Source organism: Luteimicrobium xylanilyticum (genome assembly GCF_009429125.1).
Classification (GTDB): Bacteria; Actinomycetota; Actinomycetes; order Actinomycetales; family Cellulomonadaceae; genus Luteimicrobium; species Luteimicrobium xylanilyticum.
Genome location: NZ_CP045529.1, coordinates 149,491 through 165,958, shown reverse-complemented (window position 1 = coordinate 165,958; position 16,468 = coordinate 149,491). Strand labels below are relative to the sequence as shown.

At 66.3% G+C, this 16,468-nt stretch carries 7 protein-coding genes and 3 rRNA genes; 4 read left to right on the top strand and 6 right to left on the bottom strand.

What is annotated here, in order from left to right:
- Positions 1-19 precede the first annotated feature (19 nt).
- Positions 20-625 carry a DinB family protein gene (locus KDY119_RS00730; RefSeq protein WP_153021798.1) on the bottom strand — a complete coding sequence of 202 codons (606 nt, stop codon included), beginning with the start codon at positions 623-625 and terminating at the stop codon, positions 20-22.
- A 328-nt stretch (positions 626-953) separates the two neighbouring features.
- Between KDY119_RS00730 and KDY119_RS00725 the strand changes: the two genes are divergently transcribed.
- The 3 genes from KDY119_RS00725 to KDY119_RS00715 all read left to right on the top strand — a co-directional run bounded on the left by KDY119_RS00725 (position 954) and on the right by KDY119_RS00715 (position 6,949).
- Entirely contained in the window at positions 954-4,787 is a 3,834-nt protein-coding gene (locus KDY119_RS00725) for a discoidin domain-containing protein (protein WP_036954229.1), read from the top strand.
- Positions 4,788-4,919: 132 nt separating this feature from the next.
- The gene (locus KDY119_RS00720; protein WP_036954227.1) at positions 4,920-5,477 is read left to right on the top strand and encodes an SRPBCC domain-containing protein; all 558 of its coding nucleotides are present in this window, start codon (positions 4,920-4,922) and stop codon (positions 5,475-5,477) included.
- A gap of 59 nt (positions 5,478-5,536) precedes the next feature.
- Complete coding sequence (locus KDY119_RS00715) at positions 5,537-6,949, top strand: NAD(P)/FAD-dependent oxidoreductase (RefSeq protein WP_051136865.1); 1,413 nt, start codon at positions 5,537-5,539, stop codon at positions 6,947-6,949.
- Positions 6,950-6,959: 10 nt separating this feature from the next.
- Here KDY119_RS00715 and KDY119_RS00710 read toward each other — a convergent pair.
- Positions 6,960-7,869 (bottom strand): IS5 family transposase gene (locus KDY119_RS00710; RefSeq protein ID WP_227994583.1). Its coding sequence is split into 2 segments (ribosomal slippage): positions 6,960-7,502 and positions 7,504-7,869, totalling 909 coding nucleotides; the frame shifts between segments, so codons are not numbered across the junction.
- A 146-nt stretch (positions 7,870-8,015) separates the two neighbouring features.
- On the opposite strand from KDY119_RS00710, the gene KDY119_RS00705 reads away from it, so the two are divergent.
- Positions 8,016-8,663 (top strand): zinc ribbon domain-containing protein, encoded by a 648-nt coding sequence (locus KDY119_RS00705; RefSeq protein WP_227994454.1) that lies wholly within the window; start codon positions 8,016-8,018, stop codon positions 8,661-8,663.
- Positions 8,664-8,818: 155 nt separating this feature from the next.
- Here KDY119_RS00705 and rrf read toward each other — a convergent pair.
- The 4 genes from rrf to KDY119_RS00685 form a co-directional block, all read right to left on the bottom strand.
- Positions 8,819-8,935, bottom strand: a 5S ribosomal RNA gene (rrf, locus tag KDY119_RS00700).
- Positions 8,936-9,039: 104 nt separating this feature from the next.
- Positions 9,040-12,152, bottom strand: a 23S ribosomal RNA gene (locus tag KDY119_RS00695).
- Positions 12,153-12,653: 501 nt separating this feature from the next.
- Positions 12,654-14,175, bottom strand: a 16S ribosomal RNA gene (locus KDY119_RS00690).
- The 16S, 23S and 5S rRNA genes sit together here, the layout of an rRNA operon.
- 604 nt (positions 14,176-14,779) lie before the next feature.
- Complete coding sequence (locus KDY119_RS00685; RefSeq protein ID WP_227994453.1) at positions 14,780-16,459, bottom strand: HAD family acid phosphatase; 1,680 nt, start codon at positions 16,457-16,459, stop codon at positions 14,780-14,782.
- Positions 16,460-16,468: the final 9 nt, after the last annotated feature.

The following is a 16,468-nucleotide window of genomic DNA, read 5'->3' as shown; positions in this document are numbered from 1 at the left end:
GCTGAGCGGAACGACCCGCTCAGCCGCGGGCGCGGTGCAGGTCCTGCAGCATCATGATCTCGGCACCGTGGTGGATGAGCTCGCGGTTCATGTGCAGCACGAGGTGCCCGAACGGCGCGATCCGGTCCACCCCCTCGGCCTGGCTCAGCCCGACCGTGAAGACCGCGTCGTCGTCGAGCGCGTCCACGGCCGTCCGCCAGCGCGTGACCTGGGCGACGAGGCCCGCGACCGCGGGCCCCACCTCGCCGGACAGCTCGACGTCCTCGCGTCGCCGGCGGCGCTCCCCGAACGTCCACTCCCACCGCTCGAAGAACGCCTCGGTGAGGTGGGCGACGAGCCAGCCGATGGTCCGCGGCTGGGACGAGTCCTCGCCCTCGGGCCACTCGGACACCCACTCCCCCGTCCCGACGACGCGCGGCGACCGCTGCTCGCCCCGTCGCACCACGCGCAGGGCGTCCGGTCCGGGCTCCCGGTCGAGGTCGTCCTGGGTCAACGTCGCGAGCCGCCGCGCGAGCACCGACCACGAGAACCCGAGCTGCCCGCGGACCATCGCGAGCGCCGTGGGGACCTCGACCAGCGACCAGTCGGCCTCGGGGAGCGGGAACGGGGCGGGCGTCTCTGTCATGCCCCGAGCCTGCCACGCGCCTCGGACGGCGTCGCGCCTCGTGGGAGCGCACCCATCGCCACATTTCTCCGCTTGCTCTTGCCCTCACCGTCCCCGGTTCGTAAGGTCTCCCCAGGGGAACGAAAGAAGCCGTTCGCACATCGCACATCGACGTACTGATTTGCGCAAACGGCTTGCACCATCCGAGCGCAGGCAAGCGGAGCGGCACGACGCGCGGCCCGTCGACGACGAGGGCGCCGCGCGAGCCCCACCACCCCCGGGGTGCCTCGCGCGCTCGGTCCGACCACGGACCACAGGGCCAGGGACCACAAGGAGATCGACGACGATCATGAGACGAACAGTCAGCAAGACCCTCGCCGCGACCGCGGGCGCGGCGCTGCTCCTCCCGGCGGGCTTGGTGCTCGGCGGCAGCGCGAACGCCGCCGGCACCGACCTCGCCCAGGGCAAGACCGCGACCGCCTCGAGCGTGTCGCAGACCTACCAGGCGAGCAACATCACGGACGGCGACCAGAGCACCTACTGGGAGTCGAGCAACGACAGCCTGCCCCAGTGGGTCCAGGTGGACCTCGGCAGCACGCAGCACGTGACGGACCTCGTGCTCCAGCTCCCGGACAACGCCTCCTGGACCACTCGCACCGAGACCGTCCAGGTCCAGACCAGCACGAACGGCTCGAGCTTCTCCTCGCTCGTCGGCGCGACGGGCTACACGTTCGACCCGGCGTCCGGCAACTCGGTCGCGGTCGACACGCCCGACGCCGACGCCCGCTACGTGCGCCTCGTGTTCAGCGCGAACACCGGCTGGCCCGCAGGCCAGCTCTCGGGCCTCGTCGTGCACGGCTCGTCGGCCGGCGGAGACGGCGGCAGCACCGGCGGCTCGACCGGGACGGGCGACGGCGGCACCGAGGGCACGCTGCTCTCGCAGGGCAAGACCGCCACGGCCAGCTCGGGGAACGCCCCGTACGTGGCCTCGAACCTGACCGACGGCGCCAAGTCGTCCTACTGGGAGGGCACGGGCGGCCAGTTCCCGCAGTGGGCGCAGGTCGACCTCGGCCAGAGCCGCACGGTCCAGCGGGTCGCGCTCCAGCTCCCCGACGGCTGGGAGTCGCGCACCGAGACGCTCGCGGTGTCGACCAGCACCGACGGTTCGTCCTTCACGACGGCGAAGGCGGCCGCGACGTACACGTTCGACCCGGCGTCGGGCAACACCGTCAACCTCGACGTGCCCGACCAGGCGGCGCGCTACGTGCGCGTGACCGTCAGCGCGAACAGCGGCTGGAACGCGGCGCAGCTCGCGGAGCTGCAGGTCTACGGCGACGACGCCGGCGGCGGCGAGCCCACCGACCCGGGCACCACGGAGCCCACGGACCCGGGCACGACCGACCCCGGCACACCGACCGGCAGAAACGTGGCGCTCGGGAAGACGATCACCGCGTCGTCGGTGAGCTGGACGTACGCGGCGACCAACGCGAACGACGGCGACGTCGCCACCTACTGGGAGGGCGCGGCGGGCGCGTACCCGAGCACGCTCGCGGTGAGCCTCGGCTCCGACACGACGCTCTCGGACGTCGTGCTCGAGCTCAACCCGGACTCCGCCTGGGGCGCGCGCACGCAGACCCTGAGCATCGAGGGCCGCGCGGCGGGCTCGTCGACGTGGACGACGCTCAAGTCGTCCGCGACGTACGCGTTCAACCCGTCCGGCGGGAACACGGTCACGATCCCCGTGTCCGGGACCGCGTCCGACGTCCGGCTCACGTTCACCGCGAACAGCGGCTCGAGCAACGGACAGGTCGCCGAGCTCGAGGTCTACGGCACCCCCGCGCCGAACCCGGACCTGCAGGTCACGAGCGTCACGTCGTCGCCTGCCAACCCCGTCGAGACGGACCAGGTGACGCTCAGCGCGGTCGTGAAGAACACGGGCGACCGTGACGCGGCCGCGAGCAGCGTCTCGTTCCAGCTGAACGGCACGACGGTCGCCACCAAGCCGGTCGCCGCGATCGCCGCGGGCGGCCAGGCCACCGTCACGGCGAACGTCGGCGCACTGAACGCGGACTCGTACCGGGTCGGCGCCACCGCGGACTCCGCGGGCGTCGTCGTCGAGCAGGACGAGACCGACAACGCCTACACGTCGCCGACGGCCCTCGTGGTCAGTGCGGTCCCGAGCTCCGACCTCGTGCCCACGGTCTCGTGGTCGCCGTCGACGCCGGCCGCGGGCGACACCGTCCAGTTCACCGCGGTCGTCGCGAACCAGGGCAACGTCGCGGCGGCCTCCGGGTCGCACGCGATCACCGCGACGGTCGAGGACGCGGACGGCGCGACGGTCAAGACGCTCACCGGCTCGGTGAGCGGCGCGATCGCGGCGGGCGGCAACGCCCAGGTCTCGCTCGGGTCCTGGACCGCCGCGAACGGCAAGTACACGGTCACCGTGACCGTCGCGGACGACGCCAATGAGATCGCCGCGAAGAAGGCCAACAACACGCAGTCGCATTCGTTCTTCGTGGGACGCGGCGCCAACATGCCGTACGACACCTACGAGGCCGAGGACGGCCGGACGGGCGGCGGCGCCGTCGTGCTCGGCCCGAACCGGACCGTGGGCGACCTCGCGGGCGAGGCGTCGGGCCGCAAGGCCGTGGCGCTGGACCAGACCGGCTCGTACGTGGAGTGGACCACGAAGGCGTCGACCAACACCCTGGTCGCGCGCTTCTCCATCCCCGACGGGACGACGTCGTCGGTGAACGTGTACGTCGACGGGACGTTCCTCAAGGCGCTCCCGCTGACGTCCGCGTACGCGTGGCTCTACGGCGACGAGACGAACCCGCAGAACACCCCGGGCTCGGGGGCACCCCGGCACGTCTACGACGAGGCGAACATCCTCCTCGGCACGACCGTGAAGGCGGGCTCGACGATCCGGCTCCAGAAGGACGCGGCGAACACCGGGAACATCGCGGTGGACTTCGTCGACCTCGAGCAGGCCTCGCAGCAGGCCAACCCCGACTCCTCGGCGTACGTCGAGCCGACCGGCTTCACGCAGCAGGCGGTCCAGGACGCGCTCGACAAGGCCCGCCAGGACACGACGGGGAAGATCAAGGGCGTCTACCTGCCCGCCGGCGACTACACGGTGTCGAACAAGTTCCAGGTCTACGGCAAGGCGCTCGACATCGTCGGTGCCGGCGTCTGGTACACGCGGTTCCACTCCGACCCGTCGCAGTCCGACACCGACACGGGCTTCCGCGTCGACACGACGGCGCAGGGCTCGAAGTTCCGTGACTTCGCGTGGTTCGGCAACTACGTGGCGCGCATCGACGGCCCCGGCAAGGTCTTCGACCTGACGGGCGTCTCGAACCTGACGATCGACGACATCTGGGTCGAGCACCAGGTCTGCGCCGTGTGGGGCACGAACGTCGACGACTCGACGTTCACGAACATGCGGATCCGTGACACCTTCGCGGACGGCATCAACCTCACCAACGGGTCGAGCGGCAACCGCGTCGCCAACGACGAGGCGCGCTCCACGGGCGACGACAGCTTCGCGCTGTTCGCCGCGAAGGACAACGGCGGCACCGGGGAGTCGGGCAACGTGCTCGAGAACCTCACCGCCAAGCTCACGTGGCGCGCCGCGGGGATCGCCGTCTACGGGGGCCAGGACAACACGGTCCGCAACGTCTACGTCGCGGACACCCTGGTCTACGCGGGCATCACGATCTCGTCGCTGAACTTCGGCTACTCGATGGAGGACTTCGGCCCCGAGCAGACCGTGTTCGACGGGGTCACGCTCGAACGCGACGGTGGCCACTTCTGGGGTTCGCAGACGTTCCCCGCGATCTGGCTGTTCTCCGCCTCGCAGAAGTTCACGGCGATCCGGATGAACGACGTCGACATCATCGACCCGACGTACTCCGGGATCATGTTCCAGACGAACTACGTCGGCTCGACCCCGCAGAACCCGATCGAGGACACCGTGCTCACCGACGTGTCCATCACCGGCGCCAAGAAGAGCGGCGACGCCTTCGACGCGAAGTCCGGGTTCGGCATCTGGGTCAACGAGCAGCCCGAGGCCGGTCAGGGTCCGGCGGTCGGCACGGCGACGTTCAACGGGCTGACGTTCGCGAACAACGCCCAGGACATCAAGAACACGACCAGCACGTTCACGATCGTCCGCAACTGACCGTCGACGCCGGGGCCGTCCCCGGCCCGGCACGCGGCGGCCGTCCTCCCACCGGGGGACGGCCGCCGTCGTCGGGCTGGGACGTCCGTCCCGCGTTAGCGTGGAAGCCAGTTCGACGGCGTGGGAGGCGGCATGAGACACGGCACCCTGGTGGACCTGGACGGGCGCGTCGCAGTCCGGTTCACCGTCGACCTTCCCGCGACGGCCGACCGGGTCTGGCGCGCGGTCAGCGACCCCACCGACATGCGGACCTGGTTCCCGCAGACCGTCACCTACCGCCCGCACGTCGGCAGCCCCGTCGAGCTCACCGACGACCCGAACCGCCCGTCCGCCCGGGGCGAGGTCCTCGCGTACGACCCGCCACGGTCCTTCGCTTTCACCTGGGGCGAGGACGAGCTGTGGTTCGAGGTGTCCGACGGCGAACCCACGGGAGGCGGCGAACCCGCCGCCCGGCTCGTGCTCACCGACGTCCTCGACCTGCGCGACTCGGCCGCGCGCAACGCGGCGGGATGGGAGGTCTGCCTCGACGAGCTCGAGGCCCATCTCGCCGACGACGCACCTGCCGGCCCGCACACCGCCGAGGCGCGCGAGCGCTGGCGCGCCTACTACGAGCAGTACGTCGACGTCGGGATGCCCGCCGGGGCGCCGATCCCCACCGCCGACGCCGAGGTCTTCCCCGACGAGACCTGAGCCACATCGGGTGGCCCGCGGCCCGCAGCCACCCCCCGACCCCGGTACCGTGGAGGGTTGTGACGAACTCGCAGACCGGAACCGCACCCGACAGCCGCCCCCACGTCGTGGTCGTCGGCGGTGGTTTCGCGGGCATCCACGTGGTCAAGGCCCTCGCTGGCGCACCCGTCCGGGTGACCCTCGTCGACCGGCGTGTCTACAACACGTTCCAGCCGCTGCTCTACCAGGTGGCGACCGGCGGGCTGAACCCGGGCGACGTGACCCACTTCCTGCGCGCGCTCCGCTTCAAGCAGCACAACGTCGACGTCGTGCACGAGCACCTCATGGAGATCGACACCGAGGCGAAGCGCATCACGCTCCTCAACGGCGAGAACCTCGACTACGACTACCTCGTCCTCGCGAACGGCGTCACGACCACCTACTTCGGCACCCCCGGCGCCAAGGAGTACGCGTTCTCGATGTACTCGCGGTCCCAGGCCATCAAGATCCGGGACACGCTGTTCACGCGTCTCGAGAAGGCCGCGCAGAGCCCGACCCGGCACGACGGGCTACGGGTCGTGATCGTCGGCGGCGGTCCCACGGGGGTGGAGATGGCCGGCGCGCTCGCCGAGCTCCGTGAGCAGGGCCTCATGCCCGCCTACCCGGAGATCGACGGCGAGGCCTTCTCGATCACGGTCGTGCAGCGCGGCAAGGACGTCCTCAAGCCGTTCACGCCGAAGCTGCGCAAGTACGCGTCCCACCAGCTCCAGCACCGCGGCGTCGAGCTCATGCTCGGTGCGGGCGTCGCCAAGGTCATGCCCGACGCCGTCGAGCTCACCGACGGCCGCCGGATCCCGTCCGACCTCACGATCTGGGCGACGGGCGTCGCACCGCACGAGGAGGTCACCGACTGGTCGCTCCCCCTCGACAAGGGCAACCGCATCCGCACGGGCGCGGACCTGCAGGTCGAGGGGCTGCCCGGCGTGTTCGCGGCCGGCGACGTCGCGGTGGGGCCCCAGGACCTGCCGCAGCTCGCTCAGCCGGCGATCCAGGGCGGTACGCACGTCGGGAAGCAGATCATGCGCCTGATCGCCGGGGAGCCGACCCAGGCCTTCGAGTACTACGACAAGGGTCAGCTCGCGATCATCGGGCGACGCTCTGCGATCGGCGAGCTCCCGGGCATCGCGTACCTCCCGGTCCTGCACGCCGTCCCGTTCCTGCGCAAGGTCCCCGGGATGTCGCGCATGGTCGAGCTCACGGCTTACCCGGCCTGGTGGGTCTGGCTCTTCGTGCACATCGGGTCGCTCCTGGGCGCGCGCAACCGGATCACCACGATGGCCGGCCTCGCGGTGCGCTACGGGTTCCGCTTCAACCGCAAGCCCGTACCGATCGTCGGCGACGTCCCGGCGATCCGGCCGAAGCGCGCCGTCCCGCACTCCAAGCAGGAGGCGAAGGCCGAGCGGGACGCCGAGCGCGCCGACGCCGAGGCCTAGGGCGTGTCTCCTAACTGCGTAGCCAGACGATGATGGCGGCCAGGACGACCGCGCCGCGGTAGATCGTGGCGTGCTTGTCGTAACGGGTGGCCAGGGCGCGCCACTGTTTGAGCAGGTTGAAGGACCGTTCGACGACGTTGCGCTTCTTGTACTTCTCGAAGTCAGTCACCGGTGGCCGACCGCCGGCGGAGCCCTTGCGCTTGCGGTTGGCCTTCTGGTCGGCGCGTTCGGGGATCACGGCCTGGATGCGCCGGGCGCGCAGGTCGGCGCGGGTGGCTGCGGACGAGTAGGCCTTGTCCGCGAGCAACGCGTCCGGCGTCGTGCGTGGGCGACCGACCTCGCGGGGTACCCAGACGTCGGCCAGGACGGCCTTGAGCTGCTGGCCGTCGTGACACTGCCCAGCGGTCACGACCGCGGCCAAGGGCCGGCCCCGACCGTCCACCGCGTGGTGGACCTTGGTCGTCAGCCCACCACGAGATCTTCCGATCCCGTGACCTGCAGGTTCGTTGTGGACAGGCTCACGGTCGCGGTTCTTGTGATTCGCCGCGGCCCCCCGTGTCCTGCTCGGGACGGGTCGTGTTCGTCGCGTGCTGGTGGGCCCGGTTGATCGTGGAGTCGACCGCGACCTCCCAGTCGATCTGCCCGTCCGCGTCCGCCTGCGCGAGCAGCGCCGACCAGATCTGGTCCCACGTCCCGTCCACCACGAACCGGTGATGCCGCTTCCAGACCGTCTGGTACGGGCCGAAGGTCTCACGGGGCAGGTCCCGCCAGGGGATCCCCGTCCGATACCGGTAGATGATCCCTTCCATCACCACACGGTGATCCGCGTGCGGGCGACCGCCCTTCGGGCCCGCCTTCGGCATGAACGGTGCGATCCGCTCCCACTGCTCATCGGTCAACACCGACGTCCTCGAACTCACCCCGCGAGTCTGCCGCGCGCCCGACCAAACGGTTTGGAGACACGCCCTAGACCCGGCGGCCGCAGCGGGCTCGACCGGGACCGAGCCCGGTTTCACCCCGCGGAGCACTTGTCGCTGCAGGCCACCGTCGCAGTAGCGTGGCCCGGGTGACCGAGGCGATTCCTTTCACCGACAACTACTCCGACCTCTCCAACACGAACGGCTACCAGTTCGAGTTCCACTGCGAACGCTGCGGCAACGGCTACCGCTCGGCCTTTCAGAGGGACTCCGCGACCACGGGCCGCGGCCTGCTGCGGTCCCTCGGCGACATGGTTGGCGGGCCCTTGCGCGACCTGGGTAACGCCGCGGACGACTTCATGCTGAACCGCGGCACCAACTCGACCGCGAAGGACCGCGCACTCGCGAAGGCCGTCACGGAGATCGCCCCGAACTTCACGCAGTGCCGCGGGTGCGGCGACTGGGTCTGCCACGAGGTCTGCTGGAACGAGCCCGTCGGCCAGTGCGTGCGCTGCGCCCCGGAGCTCAACGACGAGCTCGCGAGGCTGCAGGCCGACGCCCGCCGTGAGCAGGCTCGCGAGCGACTCGAGAGCACCGACCTCCTGCGGGGGACGAACGTGGCCGAGCGCGTCGTCGCCGCGTGCCCGTCGTGCGGTGCACGCACGTCCGGCGGAAAGTTCTGCGCCGAGTGCGGCTCCCCGCTCGCCCGGACGACCACGTGCGCGGGATGCGAGGCCGAGCTCCCCGAGAGCGCGCGCTTCTGTCCGGAGTGCGGAACGCGTACCTCGGGCTCCTGAGCCGCGTCTCCGACGGACGACGCCCCGGGGCGCCCTCGAAGAAGCCCCGGCGTCGTGGCCCGTCGAGCCGGGCCTCGCGGTGGAGCCCGTCGGTCTGGTCGGGTGCGGATATGCCGAAGGCCACCCCGGGTGGGGTGGCCTTCGGTTGAATGGGTGTTCGGCGGCGTCCTACTCTCCCACCCCGTCACCAGGGCAGTACCATCGGCGCTGAAGGGCTTAGCTTCCGGGTTCGGAATGGGACCGGGCGTTTCCCCTTCGCTATGACCGCCGTAACTCTATGAACCTGTTCGGGGCCCTGCCTCCCGGGGTGTGTGTCCCGGGGGTGGGTGTGCCGGTGGCTCTAGAACCGCACAGTGGACGCGAAACATGACATGTTGTTGGTAAGTTGTCGGCTGATTAGTACCGGTCAGCTCCACGGGTCTTTGGTCCCCGCTTCCACATCCGGCCTATCTACCCAGTGGTCTAGCTGGGTGCCTCTCCCCCATACGGGGTTGGAAACCTCATCTTGAAGCAGGCTTCCCGCTTAGATGCTTTCAGCGGTTATCCCTTCCGAACGTAGCTAACCAGCGGTGCTCCTGGCGGAACAACTGGCACACCAGAGGTTCGTCCGTCCCGGTCCTCTCGTACTAGGGACAGCCCTTCTCAAGTTTCCTGCGCGCGCAGCGGATAGGGACCGAACTGTCTCACGACGTTCTAAACCCAGCTCGCGTACCGCTTTAATGGGCGAACAGCCCAACCCTTGGGACCTACTCCAGCCCCAGGATGCGACGAGCCGACATCGAGGTGCCAAACCATGCCGTCGATATGGACTCTTGGGCAAGATCAGCCTGTTATCCCCGGGGTACCTTTTATCCGTTGAGCGACGGCGCTTCCACAAGCCACCGCCGGATCACTAGTTCCGACTTTCGTCCCTGCTCGACCTGTCAGTCTCACAGTCAAGCTCCCTTGTGCACTTGCACTCGCCACCTGATTGCCAACCAGGCTGAGGGAACCTTTGAGCGCCTCCGTTACATTTTAGGAGGCAACCGCCCCAGTTAAACTACCCACCAGGCACTGTCCCTGATCCGGATCACGGACCGAGGTTAGGAGTCCAGAGCGACCAGAGTGGTATTTCAACGTTGACTCCACACACGCTGGCGCGTGCGCTTCACCGTCTCCCACCTATCCTACACAAGCCGCACCGAACACCAATACCAAGCTATAGTAAAGGTCCCGGGGTCTTTCCGTCCTGCTGCGCGTAACGAGCATCTTTACTCGTAGTGCAATTTCGCCGAGTTCGCGGTTGAGACAGCGGAGAAGTCGTTACGCCATTCGTGCAGGTCGGAACTTACCCGACAAGGAATTTCGCTACCTTAGGATGGTTATAGTTACCACCGCCGTTTACTGGGGCTTAAATTCTGAGCTTCGCCCCCAAGGGGGCTGACCCGTCCTCTTAACCTTCCAGCACCGGGCAGGCGTCAGTCCGTATACATCGTCTTGCGACTTCGCACGGACCTGTGTTTTTAGTAAACAGTCGCTTCTCCCTGGTCTCTGCGGCCCTCCACGCTAGCCGGCAAGCGGCTTCACGCTTGGGGCCCCCCTTCTCCCGAAGTTACGGGGGCATTTTGCCGAGTTCCTTAACCACGATTCACTCGATCGCCTTAGTATTCTCTACCTGACCACCTGAGTCGGTTTGGGGTACGGGCGGCTAGAACCTCGCGCCGAGGCTTTTCTTGGCAGCATAGGATCACCCTGTTATCCCGCTGATGCGGTCACCATCGGCCCTCGGGCTCCACGAGCAGCGGATTTGCCTGCTGCTCACCCTGCGACCTTGGACGTGGACAACCATCGCCACGCCGGGCTACCTTCCTGCGTCACCCCTGTTAATACGCTTACCTACTACCGGATCGGGTCGCGCGCTAGGCCCACCCAGTGTTCCCGAAGGAACGGCGGGGGGATTCGGGCGCTTAGCATCACCGGGCTCGGTATGGGCGGTTCTTCGCCGGTAGGAGAATCTCAACTCCTTGTCCATCGACTACGCCTGTCGGCCTCGCCTTAGGTCCCGACTTACCCAGGGCGGATTAGCCTGGCCCTGGAACCCTTGGTCATTCGGCGGACGGGTTTCCCACCCGTCTTTCGCTACTCATGCCTGCATTCTCACTCGTGTAGGCTCCACCACTGGGTTACCCCGCAGCTTCACTGCCCACACGACGCTCCCCTACCCATCCACACGCCTGGACCACGAAGGCCTAGCAATATGTGAATGCCACAGCTTCGGCGGTGTACTTGAGCCCCGCTACATTGTCGGCGCGGAATCACTTGACCAGTGAGCTATTACGCACTCTTTCAAGGGTGGCTGCTTCTAAGCCAACCTCCTGGTTGTCTGTGCAACTCCACATCCTTTCCCACTTAGCACACGCTTAGGGGCCTTAGCTGGTGGTCTGGGCTGTTTCCCTCTCGACTACGGAGCTTATCCCCCGCAGTCTCACTGCCACGCTCTCACTTACCGGCATTCGGAGTTTGGCTGACGTCAGTAACCTTGTAGGGCCCATCGGCCATCCAGTAGCTCTACCTCCGGCAAGAAACACGTGACGCTGCACCTAAATGCATTTCGGGGAGAACCAGCTATCACGAAGTTTGATTGGCCTTTCACCCCTAACCACAGGTCATCCCCCAGGTTTTCAACCCTGGTGGGTTCGGCCCTCCACGCGGTCTTACCCGCGCTTCAGCCTGCCCATGGCTAGATCACTTCGCTTCGGGTCTAGACCCAGCGACTATGGTCGCCCTGTTCGGACTCGCTTTCGCTACGGCTTCCCCACACGGGTTAACCTCGCCACTGAGCACTAACTCGCAGGCTCATTCTTCAAAAGGCACGCTGTCACCCCTGCCAAGGAGGCTCCAACGGATTGTAGGCACACGGTTTCAGGTACTATTTCACTCCCCTCCCGGGGTACTTTTCACCTTTCCCTCACGGTACTAGTCCGCTATCGGTCACCAGGTAGTATTTAGGCTTAGCAAGTGGTCTTGCCAGATTCACACGAGATTTCTCGGGCCCCGTGCTACTTGGGATCCCCTTCGGGAGGCCACGCCATTTCGTCTACGGGGGTCGCACCCTCTGTGCCGGGCCTTTCAATGCCCTTCGACTATAACGCGGCTTTGTCGACTCCCCGGACCTGTGTCAGCAGATCCAGAAAGGTCCCACAACCCCGCACACGCAACGCCTGACAGCTTTCACACGTGCACGGTTTGGCCTGCTCCGCTTTCGCTCGCCACTACTCACGGAATATCTCTTCCTGCCGGTACTGAGATGTTTCACTTCCCGGCGTTCCCTCCACACACCCTATATATTCAGGTGCAGGTGACCGCACATGACTGCGGCCGGGTTTCCCCATTCGGACATCCTCGGATCACGGTTCGTTTGCCAACTCCCCGAGGCTTATCGCAGGCTACAACGTCCTTCTTCGGCTCCTGGTGCCAAGGCATCCACCCTGTGCCCTTAAAAACTTAACTCAACAACAAAATTGCAGAAACCACGGTCGCACACCCCCGGGCCACCCCCCCAAAAAGAAGGATGACCCCCAGGCATGCTTCGTGTTTCACAAAGATGCTCGCGTCCACTGTACAGTTCTCAAGCAACCGACGATCCCGCAGCTCACCCACACCCCAGGCATGAGATCTCGCCACGGCCCGCACCACAAGGCAACAACCACCACCCGACCAGCCTCACGACCAACCAGGCGACACGCGGCCGCTTCCTCAGGACCCAACAGTGTGCTCACCGGCCCCACCCCGCAGCCGGCCACCACCTTCCACACCCGCACCCCCCCGAAGGAAGACACCAGCAGTACTAGCAGCGACCGCACCCCAGGGCACGACCTCGTCAATGTTCCACCCACGAGCAACCACCCGGCACACGCTCGGCACCGGCATGACCACCAACCACCACCCGACCCCACCAATGGGGACCAGACCAGTAGCCGGCAGCGCTCGACAGAAGCAAAAGCTCCTTAGAAAGGAGGTGATCCAGCCGCACCTTCCGGTACGGCTACCTTGTTACGACTTAGTCCCAATCGCCAGTCCCACCTTCGACCACTCCCCCCACAAGGGTTGGGCCATGGGCTTCGGGTGTTACCGACTTTCGTGACTTGACGGGCGGTGTGTACAAGGCCCGGGAACGTATTCACCGCAGCGTTGCTGATCTGCGATTACTAGCGACTCCGACTTCATGGGGTCGAGTTGCAGACCCCAATCCGAACTGAGACCGGCTTTTTGGGATTCGCTCCACCTTACGGTATCGCAGCCCTTTGTACCGGCCATTGTAGCATGCGTGAAGCCCAAGACATAAGGGGCATGATGATTTGACGTCATCCCCACCTTCCTCCGAGTTGACCCCGGCAGTCTCCCATGAGTCCCCGGCATAACCCGCTGGCAACATGGGACGAGGGTTGCGCTCGTTGCGGGACTTAACCCAACATCTCACGACACGAGCTGACGACAACCATGCACCACCTGTATACGAGTGTCCAAAGAGGCCGCTGTCTCCAGCGGATTCTCGTATATGTCAAGCCTTGGTAAGGTTCTTCGCGTTGCATCGAATTAATCCGCATGCTCCGCCGCTTGTGCGGGCCCCCGTCAATTCCTTTGAGTTTTAGCCTTGCGGCCGTACTCCCCAGGCGGGGCACTTAATGCGTTAGCTGCGGCACGGAACTCGTGGAATGAGCCCCACACCTAGTGCCCAACGTTTACGGCATGGACTACCAGGGTATCTAATCCTGTTCGCTCCCCATGCTTTCGCTCCTCAGCGTCAGTTGCGGCCCAGAGACCTGCCTTCGCCATCGGTGTTCCTCCTGATATCTGCGCATTCCACCGCTACACCAGGAATTCCAGTCTCCCCTACCGCACTCTAGTCTGCCCGTACCCACTGCAAGCCCGAGGTTGAGCCTCGGGATTTCACAGCAGACGCGACAAACCGCCTACGAGCTCTTTACGCCCAATAATTCCGGACAACGCTTGCGCCCTACGTATTACCGCGGCTGCTGGCACGTAGTTAGCCGGCGCTTCTTCTGCAGGTACCGTCACTTGCGCTTCTTCCCTGCTGAAAGAGGTTTACAACCCGAAGGCCGTCATCCCTCACGCGGCGTCGCTGCATCAGGCTTGCGCCCATTGTGCAATATTCCCCACTGCTGCCTCCCGTAGGAGTCTGGGCCGTGTCTCAGTCCCAGTGTGGCCGGTCGCCCTCTCAGGCCGGCTACCCGTCGTCGCCTTGGTAGGCCATCACCCCACCAACAAGCTGATAGGCCGCGAGCCCATCCCCAACCGATAAATCTTTCCAACCCTCACCATGCAGCAAGAGCTCATATCCGGTATTAGCCCCGGTTTCCCGGAGTTATCCCAAAGTCAGGGGCAGGTTACTCACGTGTTACTCACCCGTTCGCCACTGATCCACCCAGCAAGCTGGGCTTCACCGTTCGACTTGCATGTGTTAAGCACGCCGCCAGCGTTCGTCCTGAGCCAGGATCAAACTCTCCGTAAATGTTTCAACGCCAACCACACCCAACCCACAAGGAGCCAGACACAGTCAACAAACCATACGAAGAACACCCACAAAACTGCAGGCGATCAATCAAACTGGCCAGAACCAAACCAACTGGTTCGATTCTCGTCCAAAAAACACCCCCACCAGACCACCAACACCACCGAAGCAGCACCAGCAACCCGACAAGAGTTCATTGGCATTGACTATCAAGCACACTGTTGAGTTCTCAAGAAACGGACGCTCACCACCGTCCGGCCCTTTCAGGCGTTCTCCGTGGCGACTTCTGAACTCTATCCGATTCTCGGCCTGCCGATCAAATCCGCTGGATTTCGATCTGCGGGACGGAAATCGCACAAAGATCCGTCCGTCACGACAGCACCCAGGGCACGCAAATGCGCCAGGTTCTTTCGTGATGGGTTGCCCTCCGGTGGCGAACAGCCTCGCCGCGCTCTTGCGAGCCAGCTCGTCCGTCCCTCACAGCCCGGGGGGATCACTAGCGTAGCACCTCCTCGAGGTGCCTCCGACCACCACCGTCCCTACGACGCGGAGCCGCCGCGTCTTCCGGACGTGAGGCCCGGAAGACGCGGCGGCTCCGTGCTCGTCAGGGCAGGTAGTACGTCGGGTTCGGGAGCTTGATCGCCCGGTCCGCGTGCCCGCCGATGAGGTCGGAGTACTGGTCGCCGAAGTTGGCGACCACGTCGTAGCCGCCGCCCGAGCGCGACTCGACGTGCGCCCGCGTCTGCGACTTGTACTCGACGGTCGTGCACTTGGCGGCCGCGCACGTGATGTACGACGGCTGCTGCGAGGCCCCGACGCCGGTCCACTTGGTGTAGTAGTTCGTGGCGGTGAAGCCCTGGTAGCCGACGTTCTCGAGGTTCGCGATCGTCGCGGCCTTCTGGTCGTCGTTGCGGCCCGTGAGCCCGACGATCGTGCAGCCGGCCCGCTTCGCGGTGTTCACGAGCGACACCATCCCGGGTGTCGCCCCGAACTTCTCGGCCTGGACCCACACGTCCTGCTCGGCCGGGTCGAAGACGAACTTCATGTCCCCGACCTCCATGTCGTACGTCCACAGGGTCGTGTCGTCGGCGTCGAGGACGATCGCCGGGTTGCGGTGGAGGAGCCGGCCGACGGCGCACTGGGCGGCGACCTGCGGGGCGAGCCGCTGCGTCAGGTGCTTCATCTCCGTCAGGTACGGGGACGACGTCGTGCTCGCGATGCCGGTGCCGGGGTCGCCGTAGTACGCGGCGATCGTCTTCTTCACCGAGTCGATGTTCGGGATGCCCTCGCCGCCCTGCGTGAGCCCGCTCGAGCCGTCAGGCTTCATCGTGAAGTGCGTGCGGGGCGCGAGCTGCGGCTCGTCCTTGCCGGGCAGGTCGGCCGACGGCAGGTAGTACGTCGGGTTGGGCAGCTTGAGGGTGTGGTCCGCGTAGCCGCCCTGGAGGTCGGACCACTGGTCGCCGACGTTGAGGGTGATCGTGTACCCGAGGTCCTCGATGTGCTTGCGGGTGAGGGCCTTGTACTCGACGGTCGTGCACGACGACGTCTGGCAGGTGATGTACGACGGCTGCTGCGAGGTGCCCTTGCCGGTCCACTTGGTGTAGAAGCGCGAGGCGGTGAAGCCCTGGTAGCCGAGTCGGCTGAGGTCGTCGAGCGTGGCAGTCTTCTGGTCGTCGTTGCGACCGGTCAGGCCGAAGATGGTGAAGCCCATCGCCTGCGCCGTGTTGACGAACCGCACCATGGCGGGCGTCGCCGAGAACCGCTTGGACGGGTCCTTGCCCTGGACCCAGACGTCCTGCTCGGCCGGCGAGTACACGAACTTCATGTCCCCGACCTCCATGTCGTAGGTCCACAGCGTGGTGTCGTCGCTGTCGAGGACGATGGCCGGCTTCTCGTGGTGCCGCTTCGCCTCGGCGAGAAGCCTCGGGAGCTTGCGGAGCTCGTTCGCGACGATCCCGTCCATCTCGGTGATGTACGGCGAGGACGTCTTGTCGGCGACGCCGGTGCCGGGGTCGCCGTAGTACGCGGCGATCGTCTTCTTCACCGAGTCGATGTTCGGGATGCCCTCGCCGCCCTGCGTGAGCCCGCTCGAGCCGTCAGGCTTCATCGTGAAGTGCGTGCGGGGCGCGAGCTGCTGGCTGCTGCCCGACGACGGCCAGCCCCCTGGGTGCCCGCCCCCGCCTCTGCCGTGCGCATCCGCCGGGAGGACGGCGGTGGTGACGGTGAGCCCGAGCCCGACGGCTCCGGCGACGACGGTCGTGACGATCCTGCGCGAACGGTTCACGGGGGTCTC

Coding starts and splice junctions, on each gene's coding strand:
- KDY119_RS00730 (WP_153021798.1), bottom strand. CDS start 625: ATGACAGAGACGCCCGCCCCGTTCCCGCTCCCCGAGGCCGACTGGTCG.
- KDY119_RS00725 (WP_036954229.1), top strand. CDS start 954: ATGAGACGAACAGTCAGCAAGACCCTCGCCGCGACCGCGGGCGCGGCG.
- KDY119_RS00720 (WP_036954227.1), top strand. CDS start 4,920: ATGAGACACGGCACCCTGGTGGACCTGGACGGGCGCGTCGCAGTCCGG.